General features: G+C 41.9%; 21 protein-coding genes. All 21 read left to right on the top strand.

Annotated features, from left to right (window positions below; genetic code table 11):
* The first annotated feature begins 7 nt into the window (after positions 1-7).
* The 21 genes from flhA to LCD34_RS16375 all read left to right on the top strand — a co-directional run bounded on the left by flhA (position 8) and on the right by LCD34_RS16375 (position 26,050).
* Positions 8-2,041, top strand: coding sequence for a flagellar biosynthesis protein FlhA (gene flhA / locus LCD34_RS16475; protein ID WP_007499573.1), 2,034 nt, complete (start codon positions 8-10; stop codon positions 2,039-2,041).
* Positions 2,041-3,159 carry a flagellar biosynthesis protein FlhF gene (gene flhF, locus LCD34_RS16470; RefSeq protein ID WP_224559761.1) on the top strand — a complete coding sequence of 373 codons (1,119 nt, stop codon included), beginning with the start codon at positions 2,041-2,043 and terminating at the stop codon, positions 3,157-3,159. The genes flhA and flhF overlap by 1 nt, the downstream gene beginning before the upstream one ends.
* Positions 3,156-4,061: a MinD/ParA family protein gene (locus LCD34_RS16465; RefSeq protein ID WP_017367251.1), complete on the top strand. Its 906-nt coding sequence runs from the start codon at positions 3,156-3,158 to the stop codon at positions 4,059-4,061. Before flhF ends, LCD34_RS16465 begins: the two co-directional genes overlap by 4 nt.
* Complete coding sequence (locus LCD34_RS16460) at positions 4,058-5,140, top strand: chemotaxis response regulator protein-glutamate methylesterase (RefSeq protein WP_008344775.1); 1,083 nt, start codon at positions 4,058-4,060, stop codon at positions 5,138-5,140. The genes LCD34_RS16465 and LCD34_RS16460 overlap by 4 nt, the downstream gene beginning before the upstream one ends.
* 5 nt (positions 5,141-5,145) lie before the next feature.
* Positions 5,146-7,173 carry a chemotaxis protein CheA gene (locus tag LCD34_RS16455; RefSeq protein WP_224559760.1) on the top strand — a complete coding sequence of 676 codons (2,028 nt, stop codon included), beginning with the start codon at positions 5,146-5,148 and terminating at the stop codon, positions 7,171-7,173.
* A 24-nt stretch (positions 7,174-7,197) separates the two neighbouring features.
* Positions 7,198-7,659, top strand: a complete 462-nt coding sequence (locus LCD34_RS16450) for a chemotaxis protein CheW (protein ID WP_007499568.1) — start codon at positions 7,198-7,200, stop codon at positions 7,657-7,659.
* A 12-nt stretch (positions 7,660-7,671) separates the two neighbouring features.
* Positions 7,672-8,298 carry a chemotaxis protein CheC gene (locus LCD34_RS16445; protein ID WP_007499567.1) on the top strand — a complete coding sequence of 209 codons (627 nt, stop codon included), beginning with the start codon at positions 7,672-7,674 and terminating at the stop codon, positions 8,296-8,298.
* On the top strand, positions 8,298-8,798 hold the full coding sequence (locus LCD34_RS16440) for a chemotaxis protein CheD (RefSeq protein ID WP_007499566.1): 501 nt from the start codon (positions 8,298-8,300) through the stop codon (positions 8,796-8,798). The genes LCD34_RS16445 and LCD34_RS16440 overlap by 1 nt, the downstream gene beginning before the upstream one ends.
* 24 nt (positions 8,799-8,822) lie before the next feature.
* Positions 8,823-9,590, top strand: coding sequence for a FliA/WhiG family RNA polymerase sigma factor (locus LCD34_RS16435; protein ID WP_007499565.1), 768 nt, complete (start codon positions 8,823-8,825; stop codon positions 9,588-9,590).
* Positions 9,591-9,611: 21 nt separating this feature from the next.
* Complete coding sequence (locus tag LCD34_RS16430; RefSeq protein WP_212356364.1) at positions 9,612-10,151, top strand: Swarming motility protein SwrB; 540 nt, start codon at positions 9,612-9,614, stop codon at positions 10,149-10,151.
* A 155-nt stretch (positions 10,152-10,306) separates the two neighbouring features.
* The gene (gene rpsB, locus LCD34_RS16425) at positions 10,307-11,041 is read left to right on the top strand and encodes a 30S ribosomal protein S2 (RefSeq protein ID WP_007499561.1); all 735 of its coding nucleotides are present in this window, start codon (positions 10,307-10,309) and stop codon (positions 11,039-11,041) included.
* Between the two features lie 91 nt (positions 11,042-11,132).
* The gene (gene tsf, locus LCD34_RS16420; protein ID WP_007499558.1) at positions 11,133-12,014 is read left to right on the top strand and encodes a translation elongation factor Ts; all 882 of its coding nucleotides are present in this window, start codon (positions 11,133-11,135) and stop codon (positions 12,012-12,014) included.
* Positions 12,015-12,148: 134 nt separating this feature from the next.
* Positions 12,149-12,871, top strand: a complete 723-nt coding sequence (gene pyrH / locus LCD34_RS16415; RefSeq protein WP_008344767.1) for a UMP kinase — start codon at positions 12,149-12,151, stop codon at positions 12,869-12,871.
* 1 nt (position 12,872) lies between these two features.
* Positions 12,873-13,430 (top strand): ribosome recycling factor, encoded by a 558-nt coding sequence (gene frr / locus LCD34_RS16410; RefSeq protein ID WP_008344764.1) that lies wholly within the window; start codon positions 12,873-12,875, stop codon positions 13,428-13,430.
* A gap of 129 nt (positions 13,431-13,559) precedes the next feature.
* Positions 13,560-14,342 carry an isoprenyl transferase gene (locus LCD34_RS16405; RefSeq protein ID WP_007499552.1) on the top strand — a complete coding sequence of 261 codons (783 nt, stop codon included), beginning with the start codon at positions 13,560-13,562 and terminating at the stop codon, positions 14,340-14,342.
* A 12-nt stretch (positions 14,343-14,354) separates the two neighbouring features.
* Positions 14,355-15,149: a phosphatidate cytidylyltransferase gene (locus tag LCD34_RS16400; RefSeq protein ID WP_007499550.1), complete on the top strand. Its 795-nt coding sequence runs from the start codon at positions 14,355-14,357 to the stop codon at positions 15,147-15,149.
* Positions 15,150-15,188: 39 nt separating this feature from the next.
* On the top strand, positions 15,189-16,340 hold the full coding sequence (gene dxr, locus LCD34_RS16395) for a 1-deoxy-D-xylulose-5-phosphate reductoisomerase (protein WP_019744167.1): 1,152 nt from the start codon (positions 15,189-15,191) through the stop codon (positions 16,338-16,340).
* Positions 16,341-16,346: 6 nt separating this feature from the next.
* Positions 16,347-17,612: an RIP metalloprotease RseP gene (rseP, locus tag LCD34_RS16390; protein ID WP_007499546.1), complete on the top strand. Its 1,266-nt coding sequence runs from the start codon at positions 16,347-16,349 to the stop codon at positions 17,610-17,612.
* Positions 17,613-17,692: 80 nt separating this feature from the next.
* Positions 17,693-19,390: a proline--tRNA ligase gene (locus LCD34_RS16385; RefSeq protein WP_224559759.1), complete on the top strand. Its 1,698-nt coding sequence runs from the start codon at positions 17,693-17,695 to the stop codon at positions 19,388-19,390.
* Positions 19,391-19,465: 75 nt separating this feature from the next.
* Positions 19,466-23,779, top strand: a complete 4,314-nt coding sequence (locus LCD34_RS16380) for a PolC-type DNA polymerase III (protein WP_035392051.1) — start codon at positions 19,466-19,468, stop codon at positions 23,777-23,779.
* Positions 23,780-24,199: 420 nt separating this feature from the next.
* Complete coding sequence (locus LCD34_RS16375) at positions 24,200-26,050, top strand: glycoside hydrolase family 9 protein (protein ID WP_060781061.1); 1,851 nt, start codon at positions 24,200-24,202, stop codon at positions 26,048-26,050.

The following is a 26,050-nucleotide window of genomic DNA, read 5'->3' as shown; positions in this document are numbered from 1 at the left end:
AACAGGCATGTCAGCAAGAGATTTATCTGTTTTATTCAGTGTTATTTTAATCGTGGCGATGCTGGTCATACCGTTTCCGCCCGTCCTATTAAGTATTTTAATCATTATTAATATTTCTCTTGCGCTTATCGTGCTTCTCACCACAATGAACATGCAAGAACCACTGCAATTTTCCATTTTTCCATCGTTACTTTTGCTCTTAACACTGTTTCGTTTAGGGCTTAACATCTCTACAACCCGTTCTATTTTATCAACTGGAGATGCTGGTAAGGTTGTAGAAACGTTTGGATCATTTGTTGTTGGGGGCAATATACTCGTTGGTCTGGTTGTCTTCCTTATTCTGATCATCATTCAGTTTGTTGTCATCACCAAAGGGGCAGAGCGTGTATCAGAGGTTGCGGCCAGATTTACACTCGACGCGATGCCAGGTAAACAGATGAGTATTGACGCAGATTTGAATGCAGGAATGCTGACAGAGAGTGAAGCTAGAAACCGCCGTGAAAAAGTAGCCAGAGAAGCAGACTTTTATGGTGCGATGGATGGTGCAAGTAAGTTCGTTAAAGGGGATGCCATCGCAGGTATTATCATCGTTATTATCAATATTATTTTTGGCATCATTATTGGGATGATTCAGCAAGGAATGTCGATTCAAGAATCAGCTTCCCACTTTACTCTTTTAACAGTAGGGGACGGAATTGTGTCGCAAATCCCTGCACTTCTCATCTCAACAGCGACAGGGATTGTTGTCACGAGAGCGGCTTCTAACGGAAACCTTGGTTCAGACATTACGGGTCAGCTCTTTGCCTTCCCTGCCATGCTTTACGTCACAGCAGGTACGATCTTCCTGCTTGGATTGTTTACGCCAATTGGCGTACTTTTGACAGGGCCGATCGCAGGTTTACTTGCACTCGGTGCGTACATGATGTCGAAAAACAAACAGGATCAAGAAGAGATTGAAGAAGTACTGGAAGAACAGGCAGAGGTAGAAGAGATGAAAAGTCCAGAAAGTGTCATTCATCTCCTGCAAATGGATGCCATTGAATTTGAATTTGGCTACGGGTTGATTCCACTTGCAGATGCCAATCAAGGCGGAGACCTGCTAGACCGGATTGTCATGATCAGAAGGCAGCTTGCTCTTGAACTAGGTCTTGTCATTCCAGTTGTCCGTATTCGAGACAACATTGCGCTGAACCCGAATGAATACAGGCTCAAAATAAAAGGGAACGAAGTGGCAAAAGGAGAGCTGCTGCTTGATCATTACTTAGCGATGTCCCCAACGCCTGATGATGATCCGATTGAAGGAATTGAAACAATCGAACCATCCTTTGGTCTGCCGGCAAAATGGATATCAGAAGCAGAAAAAGATCAGGCTGAAATGCTTGGGTATACAGTGGTCGATCCAGCATCTGTTGTGTCTACCCACATCACAGAGAAGATTAGACAAAATACCCACGAACTGCTTGGACGCCAAGAAACGAAGCAATTAATCGATCATCTGAAAGAAAGTTATCCAGTTCTAGTAGATGAGGTAACACCGAATCCACTAGCAGTCGGGGATATCCAAAAAGTACTTGCAAAACTTCTGAAAGAAAAGGTCTCCATTCGAAACCTTGTGACCATTTTTGAGACCCTTGCAGACTACGGAAAATTAACAACTGATACAGACTTGCTAACAGAGTATGTTAGACAGGCACTTGCAAGACAGATTACTGCACAGTATGCAAGAGAAAATGAATCACTGAAAGTCGTGACATGCTCAGGCCGAGTCGAAAAGGTGATTGCAGACAGCGTGCAGCAAACGGAGCATGGGAACTACTTATCGTTAGATCCAGAATCCTCTGAAAGTGTGATTCAATCAGTGGCGAGAGAAATTGAACAGCTTTCGCTTCGTCAGGAAACGCCGGTTCTATTATGCTCACCTCCTATAAGAATGTACGTCAAACAGTTGTTAGAAAGATATTTCCCAGATTTACCGGTACTATCTTATAACGAACTAGAAGCAAATGTGGAAGTACAGAGCATCGGAGTGGTGGATATCTAATGAAAATGAAAAAAATCACAGCGAATTCTATGCAGGAGGCAACGATCCAAATCAGGCAGCAGCTTGGGAAGGATGCCGTCATATTAAATTCGAAAACCGTTGTCAAACGAAAGCTGTTCGGTTTAAAGAAACAGCAAATGGTCGAAGTGATTGCAGTGCTGGATCAAGATTTTGAAGAAAGAGCCGGTAAAGGATTACAACCAGCAGCTGCGCCTATCCCGGTGTTACCGAAAAAGGAGCAGATTCAACATCTTACGCAAGAGCTGCCGGCTGCCACTCAAGCAGTTAAAGCAGCGCCTTCTCATTCTCAGCCTTTAGAATATGCAAGAAACGAGCGACATGCTGGGATCTTGCCGGATTCTCTCATGAAGATTGATCAAAAGCTAAAAGATCAAGGTCTTGATGATGAGATTCGAGATGAATGCTTAAAGGGTCTTTTAACAAAAGGTGCTGTGAAAGAAGAGCAGATTGAAAAAGAACTTGAAAAACTACTCACAGGGATGCTGCCGGCTCACACTTCTGATGAGCCGATGATTCGTTCGAAATACATTGTGCTGTTTGGTTCAACTGGTGCTGGTAAAACGACAACGATTGCAAAGTTGGCTGCGAAAACGGCTATTCAGCAGCAAAAGAAAATTGCTTTTATCACAACAGATACGTACCGGATTGCAGCGATTGAACAACTAAAAACATATGCTGAACTGCTGAATGCACCTCTTGAAGTTTGTTATTCAAGAGAGGACTTTGTGAAAGCACAGCAGACCTTTAAAGACTATGATCATATTTTCATCGATACAGCAGGCCGTAACTTTAAAGAAGAGGCGTATATTAAAGAGCTGACGGATATCATTCCATTTGATGAAAGCATTCAAAGCTTTCTTGTCATGAGTGCGACGTCGAAGTATCAGGATATGAGAGCTATGGTCAAACGTTTTGAACCTGTTCCAATCGATCAATTTATTTTTACAAAAGTTGATGAAACAGACACGATGGGAACGATCTTTCAAATCATTGCAGAATCTCAAATCGGGCTAGGGTTTTTAACAAATGGCCAAAATGTGCCTGAGGATATTCTTGAGAGTTCCCCCCTTGATTTGACAAGGATGGTCTTACAATGATGAAGCCTGACCAAGCCGAAGGTTTAAGAAAGCTTGTTCAGCAGAATCAACTGATTGTACCGAACTCTCTTCATGCGAATGGACAGGCGAAAACCATTGCTGTCATGAGCGGTAAAGGCGGGGTAGGTAAATCGAATTTGACGCTGAATATGGCACTGTCTATCGCAAAAACAGGCAAGCAAGTGCTCATTATTGATCTCGACTTTGGCATGGGGAATATTGATATTTTACTAGGGAAAACATCGACCAGCTCTATATTAGACGTGCTTGTTAGAAAAAAATCCTTCCAAGCGGCTATGACAAAAGGAACGGACAATTTGTATTACATTTCTGGCGGAAGCGGGCTTGAACAGCTGTTTTCTTTAGACAAAGATCAATGGTCGTTCTTTTTAGAAGAGATGGAGAAAATATTGAATGACTTTGATTGTATATTCTTTGATATGGGTGCAGGATTGTCAAAAGATCAACTCCCTTTTGTCTTATCGGCAGGTGAGGTGGTCGTTGTGACAACGCCAGAACCAACATCCATCATGGATGCCTACAGCGCAATTAAGCACTTAGCCATTCATCAGTTTGAACAGTCTGTTCAAATCATTGTCAACCGGTGTAAAACCCCTTCGGAAGGATCTGAAACGTACCGGAAATTAGCGGGAGTAGTGACGTCATTTCTACACCGAAAGCTTGTGTTTGCTGGTGCGGTACCTGATGATCCTGCTGTTCCTAAAGCAGTCACTGAACAAATACCATTTTATATGAAACAGCCTCATTCAAGGCTAAGTAAAACCATTAAAATGCTGGCTGAAACACTTTATCATCAGCAGATAAGAGAGGCACAGAGAGAGCAGCATACGTTTATAGATAAGTTGTCCTCTTTTTTTAAAAGGAGGAAGGTGGACTCATGATTAGAGTGCTTGTAGTAGATGACTCGGCTTTTATGAGAAAACTCATCAGTGATTTCCTAAGTGCCGAGCAAGAAATTGAAGTCGTCGGAACGGCGCGAAATGGAGAAGATGCCTTAAAACGGATTAAGGAATTGAATCCAGATGTTGTCACACTTGATGTGGAAATGCCTGTTCTAAATGGAACAGAAGCATTAAAACAAATTCTGGCTGAACACGACCTTGCTGTGATTATGGTGTCAAGCCAGACGAAGCAAGGGAAGGAATTAACCATCCATTGCTTAGAACTCGGTGCTTTTGACTTTGTGACAAAGCCTTCAGGAAGTATTTCGCTCGATTTACACAAAGTAAGAGGTCAAATTGTAGAGCGGGTACTTGCGGCAGGCCTGTCTAGAAAACGTACTGAGAAACAAGTTTCTCCTAAGCCGTTCATGAAGCCGCCAAGTCCAATTCCAGCGGCCGCTCCCCGCCTGCAAGAAGTAAGAAGCGGCTCATCACTCCGAAAGATTATTTCAATCGGAACTTCTACGGGAGGGCCTAGGGCGCTTCAACGAGTCGTCACGAAGTTGCCAAAAGACATAGAGGCGCCGATTTTGATTGTGCAGCATATGCCGGCAGGATTTACGGCATCGCTGGCTACTAGATTAGATCATTTATCACAAATTACGATCAAAGAAGCTCAAGATGGAGACATCGCTAAAAATGGAGTGGCTTACATAGCTCCTGGTGGATTGAATATGTCACTTCATGAACAAGGGGCAGCTTTAGTGATCAGGCTGTCCCCAGAAGACACTGACAGCCGTCACAAACCTTCTGTTAACTATTTATTTGAATCCATCAGCAACATAAAAGGTTACGAGAAAATCGCTGTCATTATGACAGGAATGGGTAGTGACGGCACAGAAGGTGTCAAAAAAATGGTCGCAAGCGGTCATACAAAAGTCATTGCAGAAAAAGAAGAATCATGTGTTGTTTTCGGAATGCCTAAATCAGTCATTAAAGCAGGCCTTGCACATGAAACAAGGCATGTGGATGACATCGCACATGCAATTATAAGCTCCATGAAAAAAGAGAGGGCGTGAACACGTTGGATGTAAACCAATACTTAGATATCTTTTTAGATGAAAGCAGAGAACACTTACAAACTTGTAATGAAAAACTTCTTGAATTAGAAAAGAACCCAACAGACTTGCAGCTAGTGAATGATATATTCAGAGCCGCTCATACACTGAAAGGCATGAGTGCAACGATGGGCTTTGATGATATGGCTCAATTAACACATCATTTAGAAAACATGTTTGATGCCATCAGAAACGAACAAATGATTGTCACTCCTGAATCAATGGATACGATGTTTGAAGCACTCGATCACCTTGAAGCAATGGTTCAATCGATTGCAGAGGGCGGGGATGGAAAACGTGATGTCACGGAGATTAGTAAAAAACTAGATGTGACAGGAAGCCATGCAGAAACAGCATCTGCCGTTGAGACAGCTGAAGCATCATCAGCTGCAAGCGACCTAGATTATAACGAATTTGAACGAACAGTTCTTGATGAAGCAAGAGAACAAGGCTTTAAATGTTATGAGCTGACCGTGACATTAAGTGACGCATGCTTATTAAAAGCCGTTCGTGTCTATATGATTTTTGAAAGACTGAACGAAGCAGGAGAAGTTGTCAAAACGGTTCCGAATGCAGAACTTTTAGAATCAGAAGATTTTGAATCTGAATTCAGCATTTCTTACTTATCGAAACAGCCGATGGAAGAAGTGAAAAAAATCGTGACAGCGATCTCAGAGGTTGAACAAGTGGAGATTTCTGAAGTCTCTGCCTTTGAAGAAGCGGCTCCGGCTGAAACAAAAGCAGCGAAACCTGAGCAGAAAAATGAAGAAGCCACAGTTCCTGCCACTAAAGCGCCAGCAAACGATGCGCCAAAAGCAAATGGCAATAACGGTGCAGCTGCCGGCGGAACGAAAACGATCCGTGTCAACATCGATCGTCTAGATTCACTTATGAACCTGTTTGAAGAGCTTGTCATAGATAGAGGACGTTTAGAACAGATTGCCAAAGAACTTGAAAACAACGAACTCACGGATACAGTGGAAAGAATGTCCCGTATTTCTGGCGACCTGCAATCGATCATCTTGAACATGAGAATGGTGCCTGTAGAAACTGTGTTTAACAGATTCCCACGTATGATTCGTCAATTGACGAAAGAGCTCAATAAGAAAATTGAACTGATCATTGAAGGTGCTGAGACAGAGCTTGATCGAACAGTGATCGATGAAATTGGCGATCCGCTCTTACACTTACTTAGAAACAGTCTCGATCACGGGATTGAATCACCAGAAGAACGTGTGAAAAAAGGCAAACCAGAAAAAGGAACTGTTCTTTTAAAAGCATATCATAGCGGAAACCATGTCTTCATTGAAGTCGAAGATGATGGCGGCGGAATTAACCGTAAAAAGGTCCTTGAAAAAGCATTAGAGCGCGGAGTTATTACAGAAAGAGAAGCGGAAACGCTTGAAGATCACCAAATTGATTCATTGATCTTTGCAGCAGGGTTCTCTACAGCTGATACGATTTCTGATATCTCGGGCCGAGGTGTAGGTCTTGACGTTGTGAAAAACAAGCTGGAATCATTAGGTGGTTCTGTGAGTATTAACTCAACAGAAGGTCAAGGCTCACTGTTCTCAATTCAGCTTCCACTCACATTATCGATCATTTCCGTCCTTCTTGTGAAACTAGAGGAAGAAACATTTGCTATTCCGATTTCTTCTATTATAGAAACGGCTGTCATTAAGAAGAGTGACATCCTTCAAACGCATGATCGTGAAGTCATTGATTTCCGTGGATTTATCGTACCGGTTGTGTACTTGAAGAAACAGTTCAACGTACCAAATGCGAATGATTTAGAAGAAGAACTGCACATTATTGTTGTCCGTAAAGGAGACAAGCTAACAGCATTTGTGGTCGATTCGTTTATCGGTCAGCAAGAGGTTGTATTGAAATCACTTGGAGATTACCTACCAAACGTATTTGCGATATCAGGCGCAACAATCTTAGGTGACGGTCAGGTTGCACTCATCGTTGACTGTAATGCACTGATTAAGTAAAAAACAATAGAGGAGCGGTCTGAAATGAGTACAGATATCAAAACTGGCGAAAAGATGATTGTGTTTATCGTAAACAAAAAAGAATACGCCATTTCAGTATCAGAAGTAAAGTCCATTGAAAAATGGCAGCAGCCGACAAGAGTTCCTGGCGTTGCCCCTTATATATGCGGTGTCATTAATCTACGTGGTGTCGTGACACCTGTCATTGACCTTAGAGTGAGACTTGGATCAACTGACAACGAGATTACAGACGAAACAAGAATGATTATTGTACAAGTTGGTGACATTGAAGTCGGCTGGATTGTTGATGAAGCAAATGATGTCATTACTGTTCATCAGGAAGAGGTAGAATCTTCTACTGATACAGCTGAAAAAGAAGGACTGTCATGGGTGACAGGTATTATTAAGCATGATCAGCGTCTATTCAATATCATTCATGCTGGTGCGGTCCTCGACAAGAGCGTGCAAGATGCACCTGTTCATTAAGGGGGATGTGAAATGAGCATTTTCAATGAAATTAAAGATGAACAGCTAGATATATTAAGTGAGGTTGGGAATATCGGAGCAGGCCATGCAGCGTCTGCTCTTGCCAGCCTATTGAATCGCAAAATTGATATGGCTGTTCCTTTTGTCAAAGTTCTCTCGTTTGAAGATTTAATGGATTTCTTTGGTGGAGCAGACCTTCCAGTTGCCAGTATCTTTTTGCGAATGGAGGGTGATCTTACCGGTTCAATCTTTTTCATTATGCCGTTTGAACAAGCTGAACAATTTGTAAGAGAGCTTGTTCAGGACCCAGCATTTGATATTGATACGATTCATGAACACATGCTAGGAACATCAGCGCTTCATGAGTTAGGAAATATTTTAGCAGGCTCTTATTTATCAGCACTTGCCGATTTAACAAAACTGCAGCTTCACCCAAGTGTTCCAGATGTCACGCTCGACATGTTTGGGGCTGTCATTAGTGAAGGATTAATGCAGTTTAGCCCTCTCGGCGATCAGGCGATTGTGATTGATACATCGATTTTCGATGATCAAAATCAGCAAGAGCTGAAAGGAAATATGTTTCTATTACCAGACTTTGAATCGTTTGAAAAACTGTTCAAAGCATTAGGTAACCTATAATGAACGTGCAGATTCCGGCAGTTGTAAAGGTTGGTATAGCGGATGTTCAGCTTGTGAAAACACCGGACCGTATTCGGACATCCGGTCTCGGTTCTTGCGTAGGACTTGTCCTTTTTGACCAAGAAAAAAAATTGGCAGGACTTGTCCATGTCATGCTTCCAGACTCCTCTCTTTCAAAAGGAGCGGTAGAGAACTTGGCTAAGTATGCAGATACAGGTGTCAAGCATACAATTGATCTGCTCTTAAAAGAAGGAGCACGCAAACATGCGCTAAAAGCGAAGCTTGCTGGCGGCGCAGAAATGTTTAAATTTAAGTCAACCAATGATCTGATGAGAATTGGACCTAGAAATGTATCAGCTGTGAAAGAACATCTGTCTCTTCATCATATCCCGATCATTAGTGAGGACACGGGCGGAAACAATGGACGCACGATTGAATTCGATCCGCTTACAACAGAACTTGAGATCCGCACTGTGAAACAAGGCATTATGAAGATATAACTAAGGAAGTATAGGGGGAGAAAGATGCAATCCTTAAATTACGAAGATCAGGCGCTATGGGCTAGATGGAAAGAGTGGAAGGACCCAGCTGCTGGAGATGATCTTATGCGCCGCTATATGCCGCTCGTCACATATCATGTTGGAAGAATTTCCATCGGTCTCCCGAAGTCAGTGCACAAAGAAGACTTGATCAGTCTAGGGATGCTCGGTTTATATGATGCCCTTGAAAAATTTGACCCCGGAAGAGATCTGAAGTTTGATACATATGCATCCTTCAGAATTCGCGGGGCCATCATCGACGGTCTTCGTAAAGAGGACTGGCTGCCTCGTACATCAAGAGAAAAAACAAAAAAAGTAGAAGCGGCAATTGAAAAGCTTGAACAGCGATATTTACGAAATGTGACACCAACAGAGGTTGCTGAAGAACTCGGCATGAGTGAACAAGATGTGGTCACAACGATGAATGAAGGGTTCTTTGCGAATTTGCTCTCGATTGATGAGAAGCTGCATGATCAAGAAGACGGAGAAAACGTTCAAGTCATGATTCGCGACGAAAAGACTGTGACACCTGAAGAAAAAATGCTGAAAGATGAATTAATTGAACAGCTTGCCGAAAAAATGACAGAGCTTTCGGAAAAAGAAAAGCTTGTGATTAGTCTTTTCTATAAAGAGGAATTGACGTTAACGGAAATTGGTCAAGTGCTTAATTTATCGACCTCCCGCATTTCGCAAATTCATTCAAAGGCATTGTTCAAGCTTAAGCATCTGCTTGATAAAGCCATTCAATCTTAAAGAGTTAGTGAGTGAAAAAATATGCTATGGCTGATTAGCTTTATGCTTCATGCTGCACTTATTTATTTTGTGATCATTTTATACACGAGAATGAATTCGCTGAAGGCAACAGAACAAAAGCAGCGAGAGCTTTTAGAAGAAACGGAAAATACCCTGGCTGCATTTTTGATGGAAGTCAAAGAAGAGAATGAAAAACTATCAAAAGCTGCAGCCACTTCCCCTGATTTTTCTGCTGAAGAGCTGAAATCGGATCTTCAGACACCAAAGCAGCCACAACCACCAATTGAATCCCAGCAATCGGTAGAAAGTGAAGATCCAGTTCCAGAGCACCTGTCGGCTCTCCTTAGCGAAGTTGAGGTGCAGGAAGAGAAGGTAAACGAACCCGTTTCAAGTCTCGAAACAGAAGCTTCTGCGCCTTCTGAAAGTGAAATAGAAGAAACATTCGAGGATCAAGTAAAGGCCTTATATGATCAAGGGCTATCATTAGAAGAAATAGCGAAAGAATTAAAAACGGGCAAGACAGAAATCGAGCTTTTATTAAAATTTAGCGGAAAGCTGTAAAGGATTCTTGATTGTCAGTCCATCATGTGTTATATTATTTCTTGGTGTTAAATACACACGCTTAATGATTCGTATGAAGGTGCTGCCGTGGCGCAGTTTTATGTGAACATGACTTAAGCGGAGGAAAAAAAACCATTATATTAGGAGGCAACAACATGTCAGTTATTTCTATGAAACAATTGCTAGAAGCTGGTGTTCACTTCGGTCACCAAACACGCCGTTGGAACCCAAAAATGAAGCGTTACATCTTTACAGAGCGTAACGGTATCTACATCATCGATCTTCAAAAAACGGTGAAAAAAGTAGAGGAAGCTTACAACTTCACGAAAAACCTTGCTGCTGACGGAGGAAAAATCCTTTTCGTTGGTACGAAAAAGCAAGCACAAGATTCAGTGAAAGAAGAAGCAATCCGTTCTGGTATGTTCTATGTAAACCAACGCTGGCTTGGTGGAACTTTAACAAACTTTGAAACAATCCAAAAACGTATCAAGCGTTTAAAAGATATCGAAAAAATGCAAGAAAACGGTACGTTCGAAGTTCTTCCTAAGAAAGAAGTCGTTCAACTGAAAAAAGAATTAGAACGTCTTGAAAAATTCCTAGGCGGAATCAAAGACATGAAGGGTCTTCCAGATGCACTTTTCATTATCGACCCTCGTAAAGAGCGTATTGCAGTTGCAGAAGCTCGTAAATTGAATATCCCAATTATCGGTATCGTTGACACAAACTGTGATCCAGACGAAATTGATGTTGTGATCCCTGCAAACGATGATGCAATCCGTGCTGTAAAACTTCTAACTGCTAAAATGGCAGATGCGATTCTTGAGTCTAAACAAGGCGAAGAAGAAGCTGTTGTAGAAGAAACGACAGAAACTGAAACAACAACTGCGTAACCTATTCAAAAGGTGATAAGAGGGAACTGCCTTTTATCACCTTTTTTTCACCTAGTAATCCGTGTTTTAACATAGAAGGAGGAAATGTAAAATGGCAATTACTGCTCAATTAGTAAAAGAACTGCGTCAAAAAACTGGTGCAGGTATGATGGACTGTAAAAAAGCGTTAACAGAAACTGATGGTGACATCGACAAAGCAATCGATCTTCTAAGAGAAAAAGGGATCGCAAAAGCTGCGAAAAAAGCAGACCGTATTGCGGCAGAAGGATTAACTCTTATTAAAACTGACGGCAACACTGGCGTTATCCTAGAAGTGAACTCTGAGACTGATTTCGTTGCGAAAAACGAAGGATTCCAAAATCTTCTTAACGAACTTGCTGATCATTTACTTGCTGCGAAACCTGCAACAATTGAAGAAGCACATGCTTCTAAAATGGAAAATGGTTCAACAGTTGAAGAACATATTACTTCTGCAATTGCGAAAATCGGAGAAAAAATTACGCTGCGCCGTTTCTCAGTCATCACAAAAGAAGATAACGCTGCATTCGGTTCTTACTTACACATGGGCGGACGCATCGGTGTATTAGCGGTTCTTAACGGAACAACTGATGAAGAGCTTGCGAGAGACATCGCAATGCACGTTGCTGCTGTAAACCCTAAATACATTTCTCGTGACCAAGTGTCTGAAGAAGAAGCAAACCGTGAGCGTGAAGTATTAACACAACAAGCGCTTCAAGAAGGAAAGCCTGAAAATATCGTTGCTAAAATGGTAGAAGGCCGTCTAAACAAATTCTTCGAAGAAATTTGCTTACTTGACCAAGCATTCGTTAAAAACCCAGATGAAAAAGTGAAACAAGTTGTAGGTGCGAAAAACGCAACTGTTCAAACTTATGTTCGCTATGAAGTGGGCGAAGGTATCGAAAAGCGTCAAGACAACTTTGCTGAAGAAGTTATGAGCCAAGTGAAAAAATAATGTTTGAAAAGCTCTCTGGGGCTTTTTTAGGGAGCACAAGCACTGTGTTCCCTATTTTTTAGAGGATATTGATTTACAAAAGACGGTTTCTTACGCATAATAAGAGACGGTATAGTTTACACTTGGAGGTTATCATGAGCAAACCGAAATATAATCGCATTGTACTGAAGCTAAGTGGAGAAGCACTAGCTGGTGATGCTGGAAATGGAATTAACCCAACTGTCATTCAATCAATTGCAAAGCAAGTAAAAGAAATTGCAGAACTTGATGTTGAAGTTGCAGTCGTTGTAGGCGGAGGAAACCTTTGGCGTGGTAAGACAGGCAGTGACTTAGGAATGGACCGGGCAACAGCAGACTATATGGGGATGCTTGCAACAGTGATGAATTCATTGGCATTACAAGACAGCCTAGAAACGCTTGGCATTCAGTCTAGAGTACAAACCTCTATCGAAATGAGACAGGTTGCAGAGCCATACATAAGAAGAAAAGCGATCCGTCACCTTGAGAAGAAACGTGTCGTGATTTTTGCTGCAGGTACTGGTAACCCTTATTTCTCTACTGATACAACAGCAGCACTTCGTGCAGCTGAAATTGAAGCAGATGTCATTTTAATGGCGAAAAACAATGTAGACGGTGTCTACAGTGCTGATCCTCGTACAGATGCGGATGCAGTAAAATATGATAAGCTTTCATATCTTGATGTACTAAAAGAAGGGCTTGCTGTAATGGATTCTACTGCGTCCTCATTATGTATGGACAATGACATTCCATTAATCGTCTTCTCTATTATGGAAGAAGGAAATATTAAACGTGCCGTCAATGGCGAATCAATCGGAACGATCGTGAGGGGGAAATAACGTGTCAAAAGAAGTGTTGAACCAAACAAAAGAAAAAATGGAAAAAGCCGTTCAAGCATACGGACGTGAACTAGCAACTGTCCGTGCGGGCAGAGCTAATGCTTCCCTTTTAGACAAAGTAACAGTGGATTACTATGGTGCGCAAACACCACTAAACCAAATTGCGTCAATTACAGTGCCAGAAGCACGTATGCTGATTATCACACCTTACGATAAAACAGCGATCGGTGATATCGAAAAGGCGATCCAAAAGTCTGATCTTGGTATCACACCAACAAGTGACGGAAACGTGATCCGTATTGCGATCCCAGCACTAACAGAAGAAAGACGTAAAGAACTTGTAAAAGTTGTGAGAAAATACTCAGAAGAAGCAAAAGTAGCTGTTCGTAACGTTCGTCGTGATGCAAACGATGAATTGAAAAAGCTAGAGAAAAATGGGGAGATCACTGAAGATGAATTAAGATCATCTACAGAGGATGTTCAAAAATTGACAGATGAATATGTCGCTAAAATTGATGAAGTGACAAAAGATAAAGAAAAAGAAATCATGGAAGTTTAAGAAAAAACTATGTACAATAGATAATAGTGAAAAGACCCTCTTCATGTTTACAGGGGGTTTTTTTGTTAATACTGTTGAGGACTATATTATTAGCGGGAACGCAACCTTTTTGGGTGATGGAGGAATCTCATGCTCAATATACTCAAAAATTGGAAGAATCAGCAAACAGCAGCTTCCAACTTAGAAAGCCTGACAAAAGAAGACATATTAAATGGAGAAATTCCTGAACATATCGCCATTATCATGGATGGGAATGGAAGATGGGCGAAGAAACGTGCGCTTCCACGGGTAGCAGGACATCATGAAGGAATGAAAGTTGTCAAGCGCATGACCAAGCTTGCAAATGAGCTGAATGTCAAAGTGCTGACTTTGTATGCTTTCTCTACAGAAAATTGGAAACGTCCAAAACTAGAAGTAGACTTTTTAATGAAGCTTCCTGAAGAGTTTCTAAACATCTATCTGCCTGAACTCATCGAGGAAAATGTCCGTGTACGTTTAACAGGTGATCCAGACGGCCTCCCGCAGCATACGAAAAAAGCGGTAGAGAACGCAGTGAAGAGTACGGCGAATAATGACGGACTCATTTTAAATTTTGCGCTCAATTATGGAGGAAGGACAGAAATTATTTCTGCATGCAGACAAATTTCTGAAAAAGTCAAAGAAGGCAAGCTTCGAGCAGAAGACATCACAGAAGAGATGTTTTCAGCTTATTTAATGACAGAATCTCTTCAAGATCCGGATTTGCTTATTCGCACGAGTGGAGAAATTAGATTAAGCAACTTTATGCTTTGGCAAATTGCATACAGCGAGTTTGTCTTTACGGATGTGCTTTGGCCTGACTTTTCTGATGAGCATCTCATAGGCGCTATCGGAGAGTACCAGCGCCGCGGCCGGAGGTTCGGTGGAATTTAGAGGGTGGTGCAGATGAAACAAAGAATTTTGACGGGTGTTCTGGCAGCTGCAGTGTTTTTACTTGCAGTGATTTATGGACAAATGCCATTTACCCTGCTGATTTATTTAATGGGAAGTGTCGCTCTCTTTGAGCTTCTTAGAATGAAAAAGATTTCGATTTTCAGCTTTCCTGGCATTGTCAGCTTAATATTGCTTTGGCTTTTAATGGGCGGAGAAAATAGCTTCTTCCCGAACGTAGACGCATCAAAAATGCAGATTGCTTTATTTGCAGTCTTAATCCTTTTAACTTATACAGTTCTGAGCAAAAACTCTTTCACATTCGATGAGGTTGCTTTTGTTATATTAGCCACATTATATATTGGCGTTAGTTTCTATTATTTTATTCAAATTAGAGGCTTGTATGGCATGAGTGCGATCTTCTTCGCAGCGGTGATTATTTGGTCCACTGACTCAGGTGCCTATTTTATTGGGAAATCTATGGGGAAACGAAAGCTTTGGCCAGAGATCAGCCCAAACAAAACAGTAGAAGGATTTATCGGCGGAATCGTCACAGCGGTCGTGCTGTCACTTGTGTTCCAGGCGGTTACAGGATTTTTGCCATCATATCTGCTTGTTATGTTTATTACTCTTTTGCTCAGTATTTTTGGACAGCTTGGCGACCTTGTGGAATCTGCTTTAAAGCGTCATTACCATGTGAAGGATTCAGGGACAATACTCCCAGGTCATGGCGGAATTTTGGACAGGTTTGACAGCTTTTTATTCGTTCTGCCGTTTTTATATCTATTGCTGGCCACGTTTGCTAGCTAACCTCATAGAAACTAATTGAACGAGAGAAGGAGTGGCAATTTGAAATATATTTCGCTATTAGGCGCAACAGGATCAATTGGAGAACAAACATTAGATGTGATCAGGCAGCATCCAGACAAATTCAAGTTGAAAGCGATGACGTTTGGCAGAAATATAGACAAGGCCATCCCTATCATTGAACAATTTCAGCCTGAATTTGTTGGATGTGTAGACGAAGAGACCTATCGCACGTTAAAAGGTCATTCATTTCAATACGATGTCAAAATGGCTGCGGGTGATGAAGCGAACATCGAAGCAGCGACCTATGATGCAGTGGATGTTGTGGTCAATGCACTGGTAGGAAGTGTCGGACTTGTGCCGACATTAAAAGCCATTGAACAAAAAAAGACGATCGCACTTGCAAATAAGGAAACACTTGTGACAGCTGGTCATATAGTAAAAGAGTACGCCAAAAAGTATGACGTGCCTTTACTTCCTGTCGATAGTGAACACTCCGCTATTTTTCAATCCCTGCAAGGTGAACAAGCTAAAAACATTGAACGCTTAATCGTCACAGCTTCAGGCGGCAGTTTCCGAGATAAAAAACGCACGGAGCTTGAAGGTGTCACGGTTGAAGAAGCGCTGAATCATCCAAACTGGTCCATGGGCGCAAAAATCACGATTGATTCAGCGACCATGATGAATAAGGGGCTTGAGGTGATTGAGGCGCATTGGCTGTTTGATATCCCATACGATCAAATTGATGTGCTGTTACATAAAGAGAGCATCATCCATTCCATGGTGGAATTCCATGACAAAAGTGTCATGGCTCAGTTAGGTACACCTGACATGAGGGTTCCGATTCAATACGCGCTCACTTACCCTGATAGAGCGCCATTAAAAGAAGCGAAATCATTAAACCTTTGGGAGATTGGACAATTAAATTTCCAAAAAGCGGATTTTGACAGGTATCGCTGCTTACATTTTGCTTATGAATCAGGTAAAATAGGAGGGACAATGCCTACTGTGCTTAATGCAGCCAATGAAATTGCTGTTGATGCATTTCTAAAAGGCAAAGTAACGTTCCTGCAAATTGAAGAATTGATTGAAAAGGCACTGAACAGACATCATGTGATTTCAACGCCTAGTTTGCAAGATATCCATGAAGTGGACAAAGATACACGAGACTTTGTTCAATCAATCCTCGCATAAGGTGGTATGTTCGTGAATACAGTGATTGCGTTTATTATTATTTTTGGAACGCTCGTTTTTTTCCACGAGCTTGGCCATTTAATTATGGCGCAGCGCGCAGGCATTTTATGCCGCGAGTTCGCAATTGGTTTTGGACCGAAGATTTTCTCCTTTAAACGAAAAGAAACCGTCTATACCATCAGACTTCTGCCAATCGGCGGATTTGTTAAAATGGCTGGAGAAGATCCTGAAGTCATTGAAATTAAACCGGGTCATACAGTGGGGCTCTTATTCAATGAGCAAAATGAAGTAGAAAAAATCATTTTAAATGATAAAGAGAAATATCCTGATGCACTTGTCATTGAAGTTGAACAAATTGATTTAGATCATGCGATGAGAATTTCAGGATATGAGGCTGGAAATGAAGACATCCTTACTGGCTACAATGTAAGCCAAACAAGCTTCTATATTGCAGATGGTGAAGAAATTCAAATTGCACCATACAACCGTCAGTTTGGTTCAAAAACAGTATGGCAGCGCATTAAAGCCATTGCAGCTGGACCGATTATGAACTTTATCTTGGCATATGTGATTCTTGTGGCTTTAGGATTTATTCAAGGTGTAACCGTGGATGATCCTGTACTTGGTAAGCTGACAAAAGACGGCCGGGCAGCGCAAGCTGGGCTTATGCAGGGAGATCATATCGTTTCAATTAACGGGGATAAAATGAATTCTTGGACAGACGTTGTTCAAACGGTTCAAAAAAACCCAGATAAAAAAATGAATGTCGTCATTGACCGAGATGGCAAAGAAAGCACCATTCAAGTTGTACCGGAAGCTGTGAAGGCCGAAGGAAAAACCATTGGCCGTTTTGGCTCTTATCCGCCAACGGAAAATGGCTTTCTCAAAGTCATTTCATCCTCAGGCACTACAGTGATATCTACAGCAGGTCTCATCTTAACGAACTTGCAAAAGATTGTCACAGGACAATTTTCGTTAGATATGCTTGCAGGTCCTGTTGGAATATATGACATGACAGGAGAAGTAGCGAAACAAGGTGTGTTAACATTAATGCAGTTTGCTGCGTTTCTTAGTATCAACTTAGGGATCGTGAATTTATTACCGATTCCTGCATTAGACGGAGGAAGATTACTTTTCCTATTCGTTGAAGCCATTCGCGGCAAACCAATTAATCGTGAGAAAGAGGCACTTGTTGTCTTCATTGGTGTTGCGTTCCTCATGCTATTAATGCTAGTAGTGACATGGAATGACATCCAGCGATTATTTTTATAAAAACCATTCTCTCTTGTTTCTCATTCTGGGAAACAAGAGTTTTTGTGAGAAGTCCTATTTCTTAAATGAGGTGTAACGACATGAGACAATCCCTGACTTTCATTCCAACTCTTCGAGAGGTGCCGGCAGATGCTGAGGCAAAAAGTCATCAGCTGTTAGTAAGAGCTGGATTTATTAGACAAAACACGAGCGGTATCTATCATTATCTGCCGCTAGCACATAAAGTGATTCAGCACATTCAATCCATTGTTCGCAAGGAAATGGAAAAGGCGGGAGCAGCTGAGCTGTTAATGCCAGTGCTGCAGCAAGCAGAAATGTGGCAAGAGTCAGGAAGATGGTATACATACGGTCCAGAACTCATGCGTATGAAAGATCGCCACGGCCGCGAGTTTGCACTTGGCCCAACACACGAAGAAGTGATCACATCACTCGTACGCAGTGAAGTAAAATCGTATAAAAAGCTTCCTTTGACACTATATCAAATCCAATCTAAATTCCGTGATGAACAAAGACCTCGCTTTGGGTTATTGCGCGGACGTGAATTTATTATGAAGGACGCCTATTCATTCCACTCTTCACCAGAGAGCCTTGATGACACATACAACAAAATGTTTACAGCTTACTCGAATGTCTTTTCAAAAGTAGGTCTTAACTTTAGACCCGTCATTGCCGATTCTGGGGCAATGGGAGGAAAAGATACACATGAGTTTATGGCGCTGTCAGAAGTAGGAGAAGATACAATCGCATACTCTGACACATCATCCTACGCTGCGAACATTGAAATGGCTGAGGCTGTGTATCACGGAGAAGAAGCAAACCCTGCGGACTTCAAAGAACTTGAGAAAGTACACACGCCGCAGGTAAAGACGATACAAGATGTTGCGGCATTCTTAGAAGTCGCTCCTTCTACATGTATCAAATCTGTCTTGTTTAAAGCGGACGATGCGTATGTACTTGTCCTGACAAGAGGCGATCATGAAGTAAATGATGTGAAAGTGAAAAACTTAGTTGGAGCACAGCTTGTTGAGCTTGCTTCACGTGAGGAAGTTCTAGACGTGATCGGAACAGAACCAGGATTTGTTGGACCAGTGAAGCTTGAAGCGGAAGTAACGATTTATGCAGACCACGCTGTAAAAGGAATGACAAACGCAGTTGCAGGTGCAAATGAATCGGATTATCACTATTTCAATGTTAATCCTGCTCGTGATCTGTCAGTGAAGGAATATACAGATCTTCGCTTGATTCAAGAAGGAGACGTTTCTCCAGATGGTGAAGGCACAATCCAGTTCGCAAAAGGAATTGAAGTAGGACAAGTCTTTAAGCTAGGCACGCGTTATTCAGAGGCAATGGATGCAACATACCTCGATGAAAATGGACGTGCGCAGCCAATGATCATGGGCTGCTATGGCATCGGAATTTCTAGAACCCTTTCTGCGATTGTTGAACAGCATCATGATGACAAGGGGATTATTTGGCCAGAAACAGTTGCGCCATATGATCTTCATCTACTTGCCTTAAATATGAAAAACGATGCACAAAAGGAACTGGCTGAAACGCTGTATGAGCGTTTACAGGAAGAGGGCTATGATGTCCTTTTCGATGACCGTCAAGAGCGTGCAGGCGTCAAATTTGCCGACAGTGACTTAATTGGACTGCCAATTCGCATTAGCTGCGGGAAACGTTCAGAAGAAGGTATTGTCGAAGTGAAATTCAGAAAATCAGGTGAATCACACGAAGTATCTGTTGATGAACTGATTTCATTTATACGCCAAGCATAAAAAACGAACAAAAAAATGAAGGTACCTCCTGCAAAAAAGAGGTACCTTTCTGATTTGCAAAAGGAGGGTCCTGTCTTGGATGAACAATTACCGATTACCCGGCGGCAATTTCATATATTACTCAATCAGATTCAAATGACAGATGATGACCTCAGTCGTTACTTTGAAGAAGGCGAGATCGTCAAATTGACGGTGCATAAGGCGGCAAAAACGTGGCATTTCCATTTTAAATTTAAGGCGCTTTTGCCTTACCAAGTATATGCAATGTTTTTAAGCAGGCTGACAAATGCATTTTCTCATATTGCACAAGTTACTTGTACGATTGAAGTCAATGATCCGCACATATCTGAAGAGCTCGTTCAATCGTATTGGTCCCATTGTGTGGAAGAGCTTCAAGGGATTTCTCCCCCAATCATCAGCTTGCTTCAACAGCAAAAACCAGCCCTGTCTGGACATAAGATCATCATCAAAACAAAAAGCGAAACTGAGGCTCTAGCCATCAAGAAGAAATATAGCCCAATGCTTCAGGCTGCATTTAAACAAGTTGGTTTTCCAGAACTTCAATTTGATACAGAAATTTTTGTATCAGATCAAGAGATTCAGAAGTTCAGAGAACAAAAACTTGCTGAAGATCAAGAAAGAGCCATGCAAGCCCTTGTTGAGATGGAGAAGAAGGAAAGTGAGGATCAAGAGGAAGCTCCTTCTGGCCCTCTGATGATTGGCTATCAAATCAAAGACAATGAAGAAATACGTACGCTTGATAGTATTATGGACGAAGAAAGACGAATCACCGTCCAAGGGTACGTGTTCGATGCAGAAACGCGCGAACTAAAAAGCGGCAGAACCCTTTGTATCTTTAAAATTACCGATTATACGAATAGTATTTTGATCAAAATGTTTGCGAGAGAAAAAGAAGATGCTCAGCTCATGAAATCCTTGAAAAAAGGGATGTGGGTCAAAGCAAGAGGAAGCATTCAAAACGATACGTTTGTGAGAGATCTTGTCATGATCGCAAATGACGTCAATGAAATGAAACCTCAGCTGAAAGAAGATACTGCACCTGAGGGAGAAAAGCGTGTTGAGCTTCATTTGCATTCGCCGATGAGCCAGATGGATGCTGTCACTGGCATCGGTAGACTTGTTGAACAAGCAAAAAAATGGGGGCATGAGGCCATTGCCCTGACAGATCACGCCGTTGTACAATCCTTTCCAGATGCGTATGCAGCAAGTAAAAAGCATGGCATCAAAATGATGTACGGGGTGGAAATCAATTTAGTCGACGATGGGGTACCGATTGCGTATAATCCAGAGCACCGCTTATTAGAAGATGCGACGTTTGTCGTATTTGATGTTGAGACAACAGGACTCTCTGCTGTGTATGATACGATCATTGAGCTTGCAGCCGTGAAAATCAAAGGCGGGGAAATCATTGACCGCTTTGAGGCATTTGCAAACCCTCATCATCCGTTATCAGCAACAACCATTGAACTAACCGGTATCACGGATGACATGGTGAGAGATGCACCAGATGTGGTCGATGTTGTTCGGGATTTCAAAGAGTGGATTGGCCAAGATATCCTTGTTGCTCACAATGCAAGCTTTGATATGGGCTTTTTAAATGCAGCATATAAGCGTCTGCTAAAAACAGATAAAGCATCAAACCCTGTCATTGATACACTAGAACTTGGCCGATTCCTTTATCCAGAATTTAAAAATCACCGGCTGAACACGCTGTGTAAAAAGTTCGATATTGAACTCACGCAGCATCACCGGGCGATTTATGATGCAGAAGCAACTGGGTACCTCATGCTGAAGATGCTAAAGGATGCGGCTGAAAAAGAGATTGCCTACCACGATCAATTGAATGAAAACATGGGGCAGTCCAATGCGTATCAGCGCTCACGTCCTTACCATGCAACCGTGATTGCACAAAATGAGACGGGTCTAAAGAATTTATTTAAGCTTGTTTCACTTTCTCATATTCATTATTTCTACCGCGTGCCGCGTATCCCTCGCTCACAGCTTGAGAAGTATCGAGAAGGTTTAATTGTTGGGTCTGCTTGTGATAAGGGTGAAGTGTTTGAAGGGATGATGCAGAAGTCACCTGATGAGGTAGAAGACATTGCCGCATTTTACGACTATTTAGAAGTTCATCCGCCAGAAGTGTATCAGCATTTACTCCAGCTGGAGCTTGTTCGGGATGAACGTGCATTAAAAGAGATCATCACAAACATTGTAAAACTTGGTGAAAAACTGAATAAACCAGTCGTGGCGACTGGAAATGTGCACTACCTGCATCCAGAAGACAAAATTTATCGCAAAATCTTAATTTCATCACAAGGCGGGGCGAATCCGCTTAATCGTCATGAACTGCCAAAAGTTCATTTTAGAACAACTGATGAAATGCTAGAAGCCTTCTCTTTCCTAGGGGACGAAAAGGCGAAAGAGATTGTCGTGACGAATACGCAAAAAGTATCTGAGATGGTCGAAAGTATCAAACCAATCAAAGACGATCTTTATACACCAAAAATCGAAGGTGCAGATGAAGAAATTCGGGAAATGAGCTACAACATGGCTCGCAGCATCTACGGTGACGATTTACCGAAAATTGTAGAAGACCGGATTGAGAAAGAATTAAAGAGTATTATTGGTCATGGTTTCGCTGTTATTTATTTAATTTCTCATAAGCTTGTTAAGAAATCACTTGATGATGGATATCTAGTTGGTTCAAGGGGGTCAGTTGGTTCATCCCTCGTTGCGACATTAACAGAGATTACAGAAGTGAACCCGCTTGCGCCGCACTATGTATGTCCAAGTTGCAAGCACTCTGAGTTCTTTAATGACGGATCGGTTGGCTCAGGATTTGACCTTCCTGATAAAGACTGCCCTGAATGCGGGACGCCGTATAAAAAAGACGGACACGATATTCCGTTTGAAACGTTCTTAGGTTTTAAAGGAGATAAAGTGCCTGATATCGACTTGAACTTCTCAGGAGAATATCAGCCGATTGCCCATAACTATACGAAAGAGCTGTTTGGTGAAGAGTATGTATACCGCGCAGGTACAATCGGTACCGTTGCAGAAAAAACGGCATATGGTTATGTGAAAGGCTACGCAGGAGATCATAACCTTCATATGAGAGGTGCTGAAATTGACCGGCTTGTACAGGGCTGTACGGGGGTCAAACGGACAACGGGCCAACATCCAGGCGGTATTATCGTAGTGCCGGATTATATGGACATTTACGATTTCTCACCAATTCAATATCCAGCAGATGCGACAGGTTCTGATTGGAAAACGACACATTTTGATTTCCATTCAATCCATGATAACTTGCTGAAACTAGATATTCTTGGACACGATGATCCAACGGTCATTCGGATGCTTCAGGACTTGAGCGGAATTGATCCAAAAACGATTCCGACAGATGATCCTGAGGTCATGAAAATCTTCCAAGGAACGGAACCTCTCGGTGTCACAGAAGAACAAATTGGATGTAAAACGGGAACACTTGGGATCCCAGAGTTTGGCACAAGGTTTGTTCGTCAGATGCTTGAGGATACAAAACCGACCACCTTCTCGGAGCTTGTTCAGATCTCTGGTCTATCTCACGGTACAGATGTATGGCTCGGCAACGCTCAAGAGCTGATTCATAATAAAACGTGTGAACTAAGTGAAGTGATTGGCTGTCGTGATGATATTATGGTATATCTGATTTATCAAGGTTTAGAGCCGTCACTTGCCTTTAAAATTATGGAATCTGTTCGTAAAGGGAAGGGACTTCCTCCTGAATGGGAAGAAGAAATGAAGAATAATAACGTACCGAACTGGTACATTGATTCTTGTAAAAAGATTAAATACATGTTCCCTAAAGCCCACGCGGCTGCTTATGTATTAATGGCTGTTCGGATTGCTTATTTCAAAGTGCACCATGCACTTCTGTACTATGCGGCTTATTTTACCGTTCGTGCTGATGATTTTGATATCGAAACGATGACAAAAGGATCAAATGCGATTCGAGCGGTCATGGACGATATTAACTCAAAAGGTCTTGATGCATCACCGAAAGAGAAGAACCTATTAACTGTACTAGAGCTTGCACTTGAAATGTGTGAAAGAGGCTATCACTTTAAAAAAGTAGACCTATACCGATCAAGTGCCACTGAGTTTATCATTGATGGAGACGGGTTAATCCCGCCATTCAACTCCATCCCTGGACTAGGAACAAACGTTGCGTTAAATATTGTACGCGCACGCCAAGATGGTGAATTCCTTTCAAAAGAAGATTTACAAAAACGAGGAAAAGTGTCTAAGACCATCCTTGAGTATTTGGATCGTCAAGGCTGCTTAGAAGCACTTCCTGATCAAAACCAGCTTTCTTTGTTCTAATGTGAAAAATGAAGAGCGCCCTTAAAGGGCGCTCTTTTTTGTATATACAATAATATTATTATGTTAACTAAATATTTTAACTGGAATTATTTTCTTGTTGGTTCATATATCTTGATTTAACGTCGTGTTTTGAGAGAAGAGATTGTATGTCATTCTTTCTACCCAAATAGAGCAAAAAAGAGAATTTAGCCGTCTGAAATGTTCTCATACGACATATGATCATTTTGGGTACAGTCACATGAAGAATCAGGAGAAAACCCTCGGTGAGCGTCAAGCTGATGGCTGTTTACTATGCACATTTTTGAAACACGCTTGATTCTTTTCAACACTGTACAAAACACGAACGGAATGACAAGGAGGTGGTCATTTCTTGTTCAATGTTTCACGTTTAAGAAAACAGAAGGGGTGAGAAGTAGGTACATGTCAGATTACAACTATGTAGAGGTGCTTCAAAAATCAATTTTGTTTTACGAAGCCCAGCGTTCCGGAAAGCTTCCTGAAAGCAATCGTCTTAACTGGCGAGGGGATTCTGGACTAGAGGATGGGAAAGATGTTGGTCATGATTTAACAGGCGGCTGGTACGATGCTGGTGATCATGTGAAGTTCGGGCTTCCGATGGCTTACTCTGCAGCCGTGCTTGCATGGACAGTCTATGAGTACCGAGAAGCTTACGAAGAGGCAGAACTGCTTGATGATATGTTAGATCAAATCAAGTGGGCAACCGATTATTTTTTGAAAGCCCATACAGGTCCAAATGAATTTTGGGCACAAGTAGGCGATGGGAACGCAGATCATGGCTGGTGGGGTCCAGCAGAAGTGATGCCGATGAACCGGCCAGCATTTAAAATTGATGAACATTGTCCAGGAACAGAAGTAGCCGCCCAAACCGCAGCCGCTTTAGCAGCAGGTTCAATTATTTTTAAAGAAACAGACGCGCCATATGCCGCAAAACTTCTCACCCATGCAAAGCAGCTTTATGCATTTGCTGATCAATATCGCGGTGAGTATACAGATTGTGTCACCAATGCTCAGCCATTTTATAACTCCTGGAGCGGCTATATTGATGAGCTCATTTGGGGTGGAATATGGCTGTACTTGGCGACAAATGACCAGACCTATTTAAACAAAGCACTAAAAGCAGTAGAAGAATGGCCGAAGGATTGGGATTATACGTTTACGATGTCGTGGGACAATACCTTTTTTGCTTCGCAAATTTTACTTGCGAGAATCACAAAGGAGAAAAGGTTTATCGAATCGACGGAGCGTAATCTCGATTACTGGTCGACGGGTTTTGTTCAAAATGGAAAAGTAGAAAGAATCACTTATACGCCTGGCGGACTAGCGTGGTTAGATCAATGGGGTTCACTTCGTTATACAGCAAATGCTGCATTTTTAGCGTTTGTGTACGCAGATTGGGTCTCTGATCAAGAAAAAAAGAATCGATACCAAACGTTTGCGATCAGGCAAACACACTATATGTTAGGGGATAATCCGCAAAATAGAAGCTATGTCGTTGGGTTTGGCAAAAATCCGCCAATGCATCCACACCATCGAACTGCACATGGCTCATGGTCTAATCAGCTGACAACTCCTTCTTCTCATCGGCACACGCTTTATGGAGCGCTTGTTGGGGGGCCTAATGCACAGGATCAGTATACCGATGACATCTCTGACTATGTATCCAACGAGGTAGCAACAGACTATAATGCCGCCTTTACTGGAAATGTAGCCAAAATGGTGCAGCTGTTTGGTCAGGGGCAGTCAAAGCTGCCGAATTTTCCGCCTAAAGAAAAAGTGGAAGATGAGTTTTTTGTAGAGGCAGCTGTCATGAGTAACGATACAACATCTACTCAGATCAAAGCCATTCTATACAATCGATCAGGCTGGCCGGCAAGAAGTAGTCAATCACTTTCTTTTAGATATTATGTCAATCTAAGTGAGATATTTGCGAAGGGATTCACTGATAAAGATATTCAAGTGACAGCTGTTTACAATGAAGGCGCTTCCTTAACTCCGTTAACGGTGTATGACGCATCATCCCATATCTATTTTACAGAAATCGATTTTACTGGCGTAGCTATTTTTCCAGGAGGCGAATCGCTTCATAAGAAGGAAATACAGTTCCGGTTATCTGCGCCAAATGGTGCGAATATATGGGATGCCTCAAATGATTATTCCTTTCAAGGATTAACATCCAATATGCAGAAAACAGCGAGAATTCCTGTTTTTGATCAAGGTATTTTAGCATTTGGTACGCTTCCGAATAAATAA

It is taken from the genome of Bacillus sp. RAR_M1_44, from assembly GCF_020165935.1.
In the GTDB taxonomy this organism is placed as follows: domain Bacteria; phylum Bacillota; class Bacilli; order Bacillales; family Bacillaceae; genus Bacillus; species Bacillus altitudinis.
Note: the sequence above shows the minus strand (reverse complement) of the source record. Positions and strands in the feature narration are given on the sequence as shown.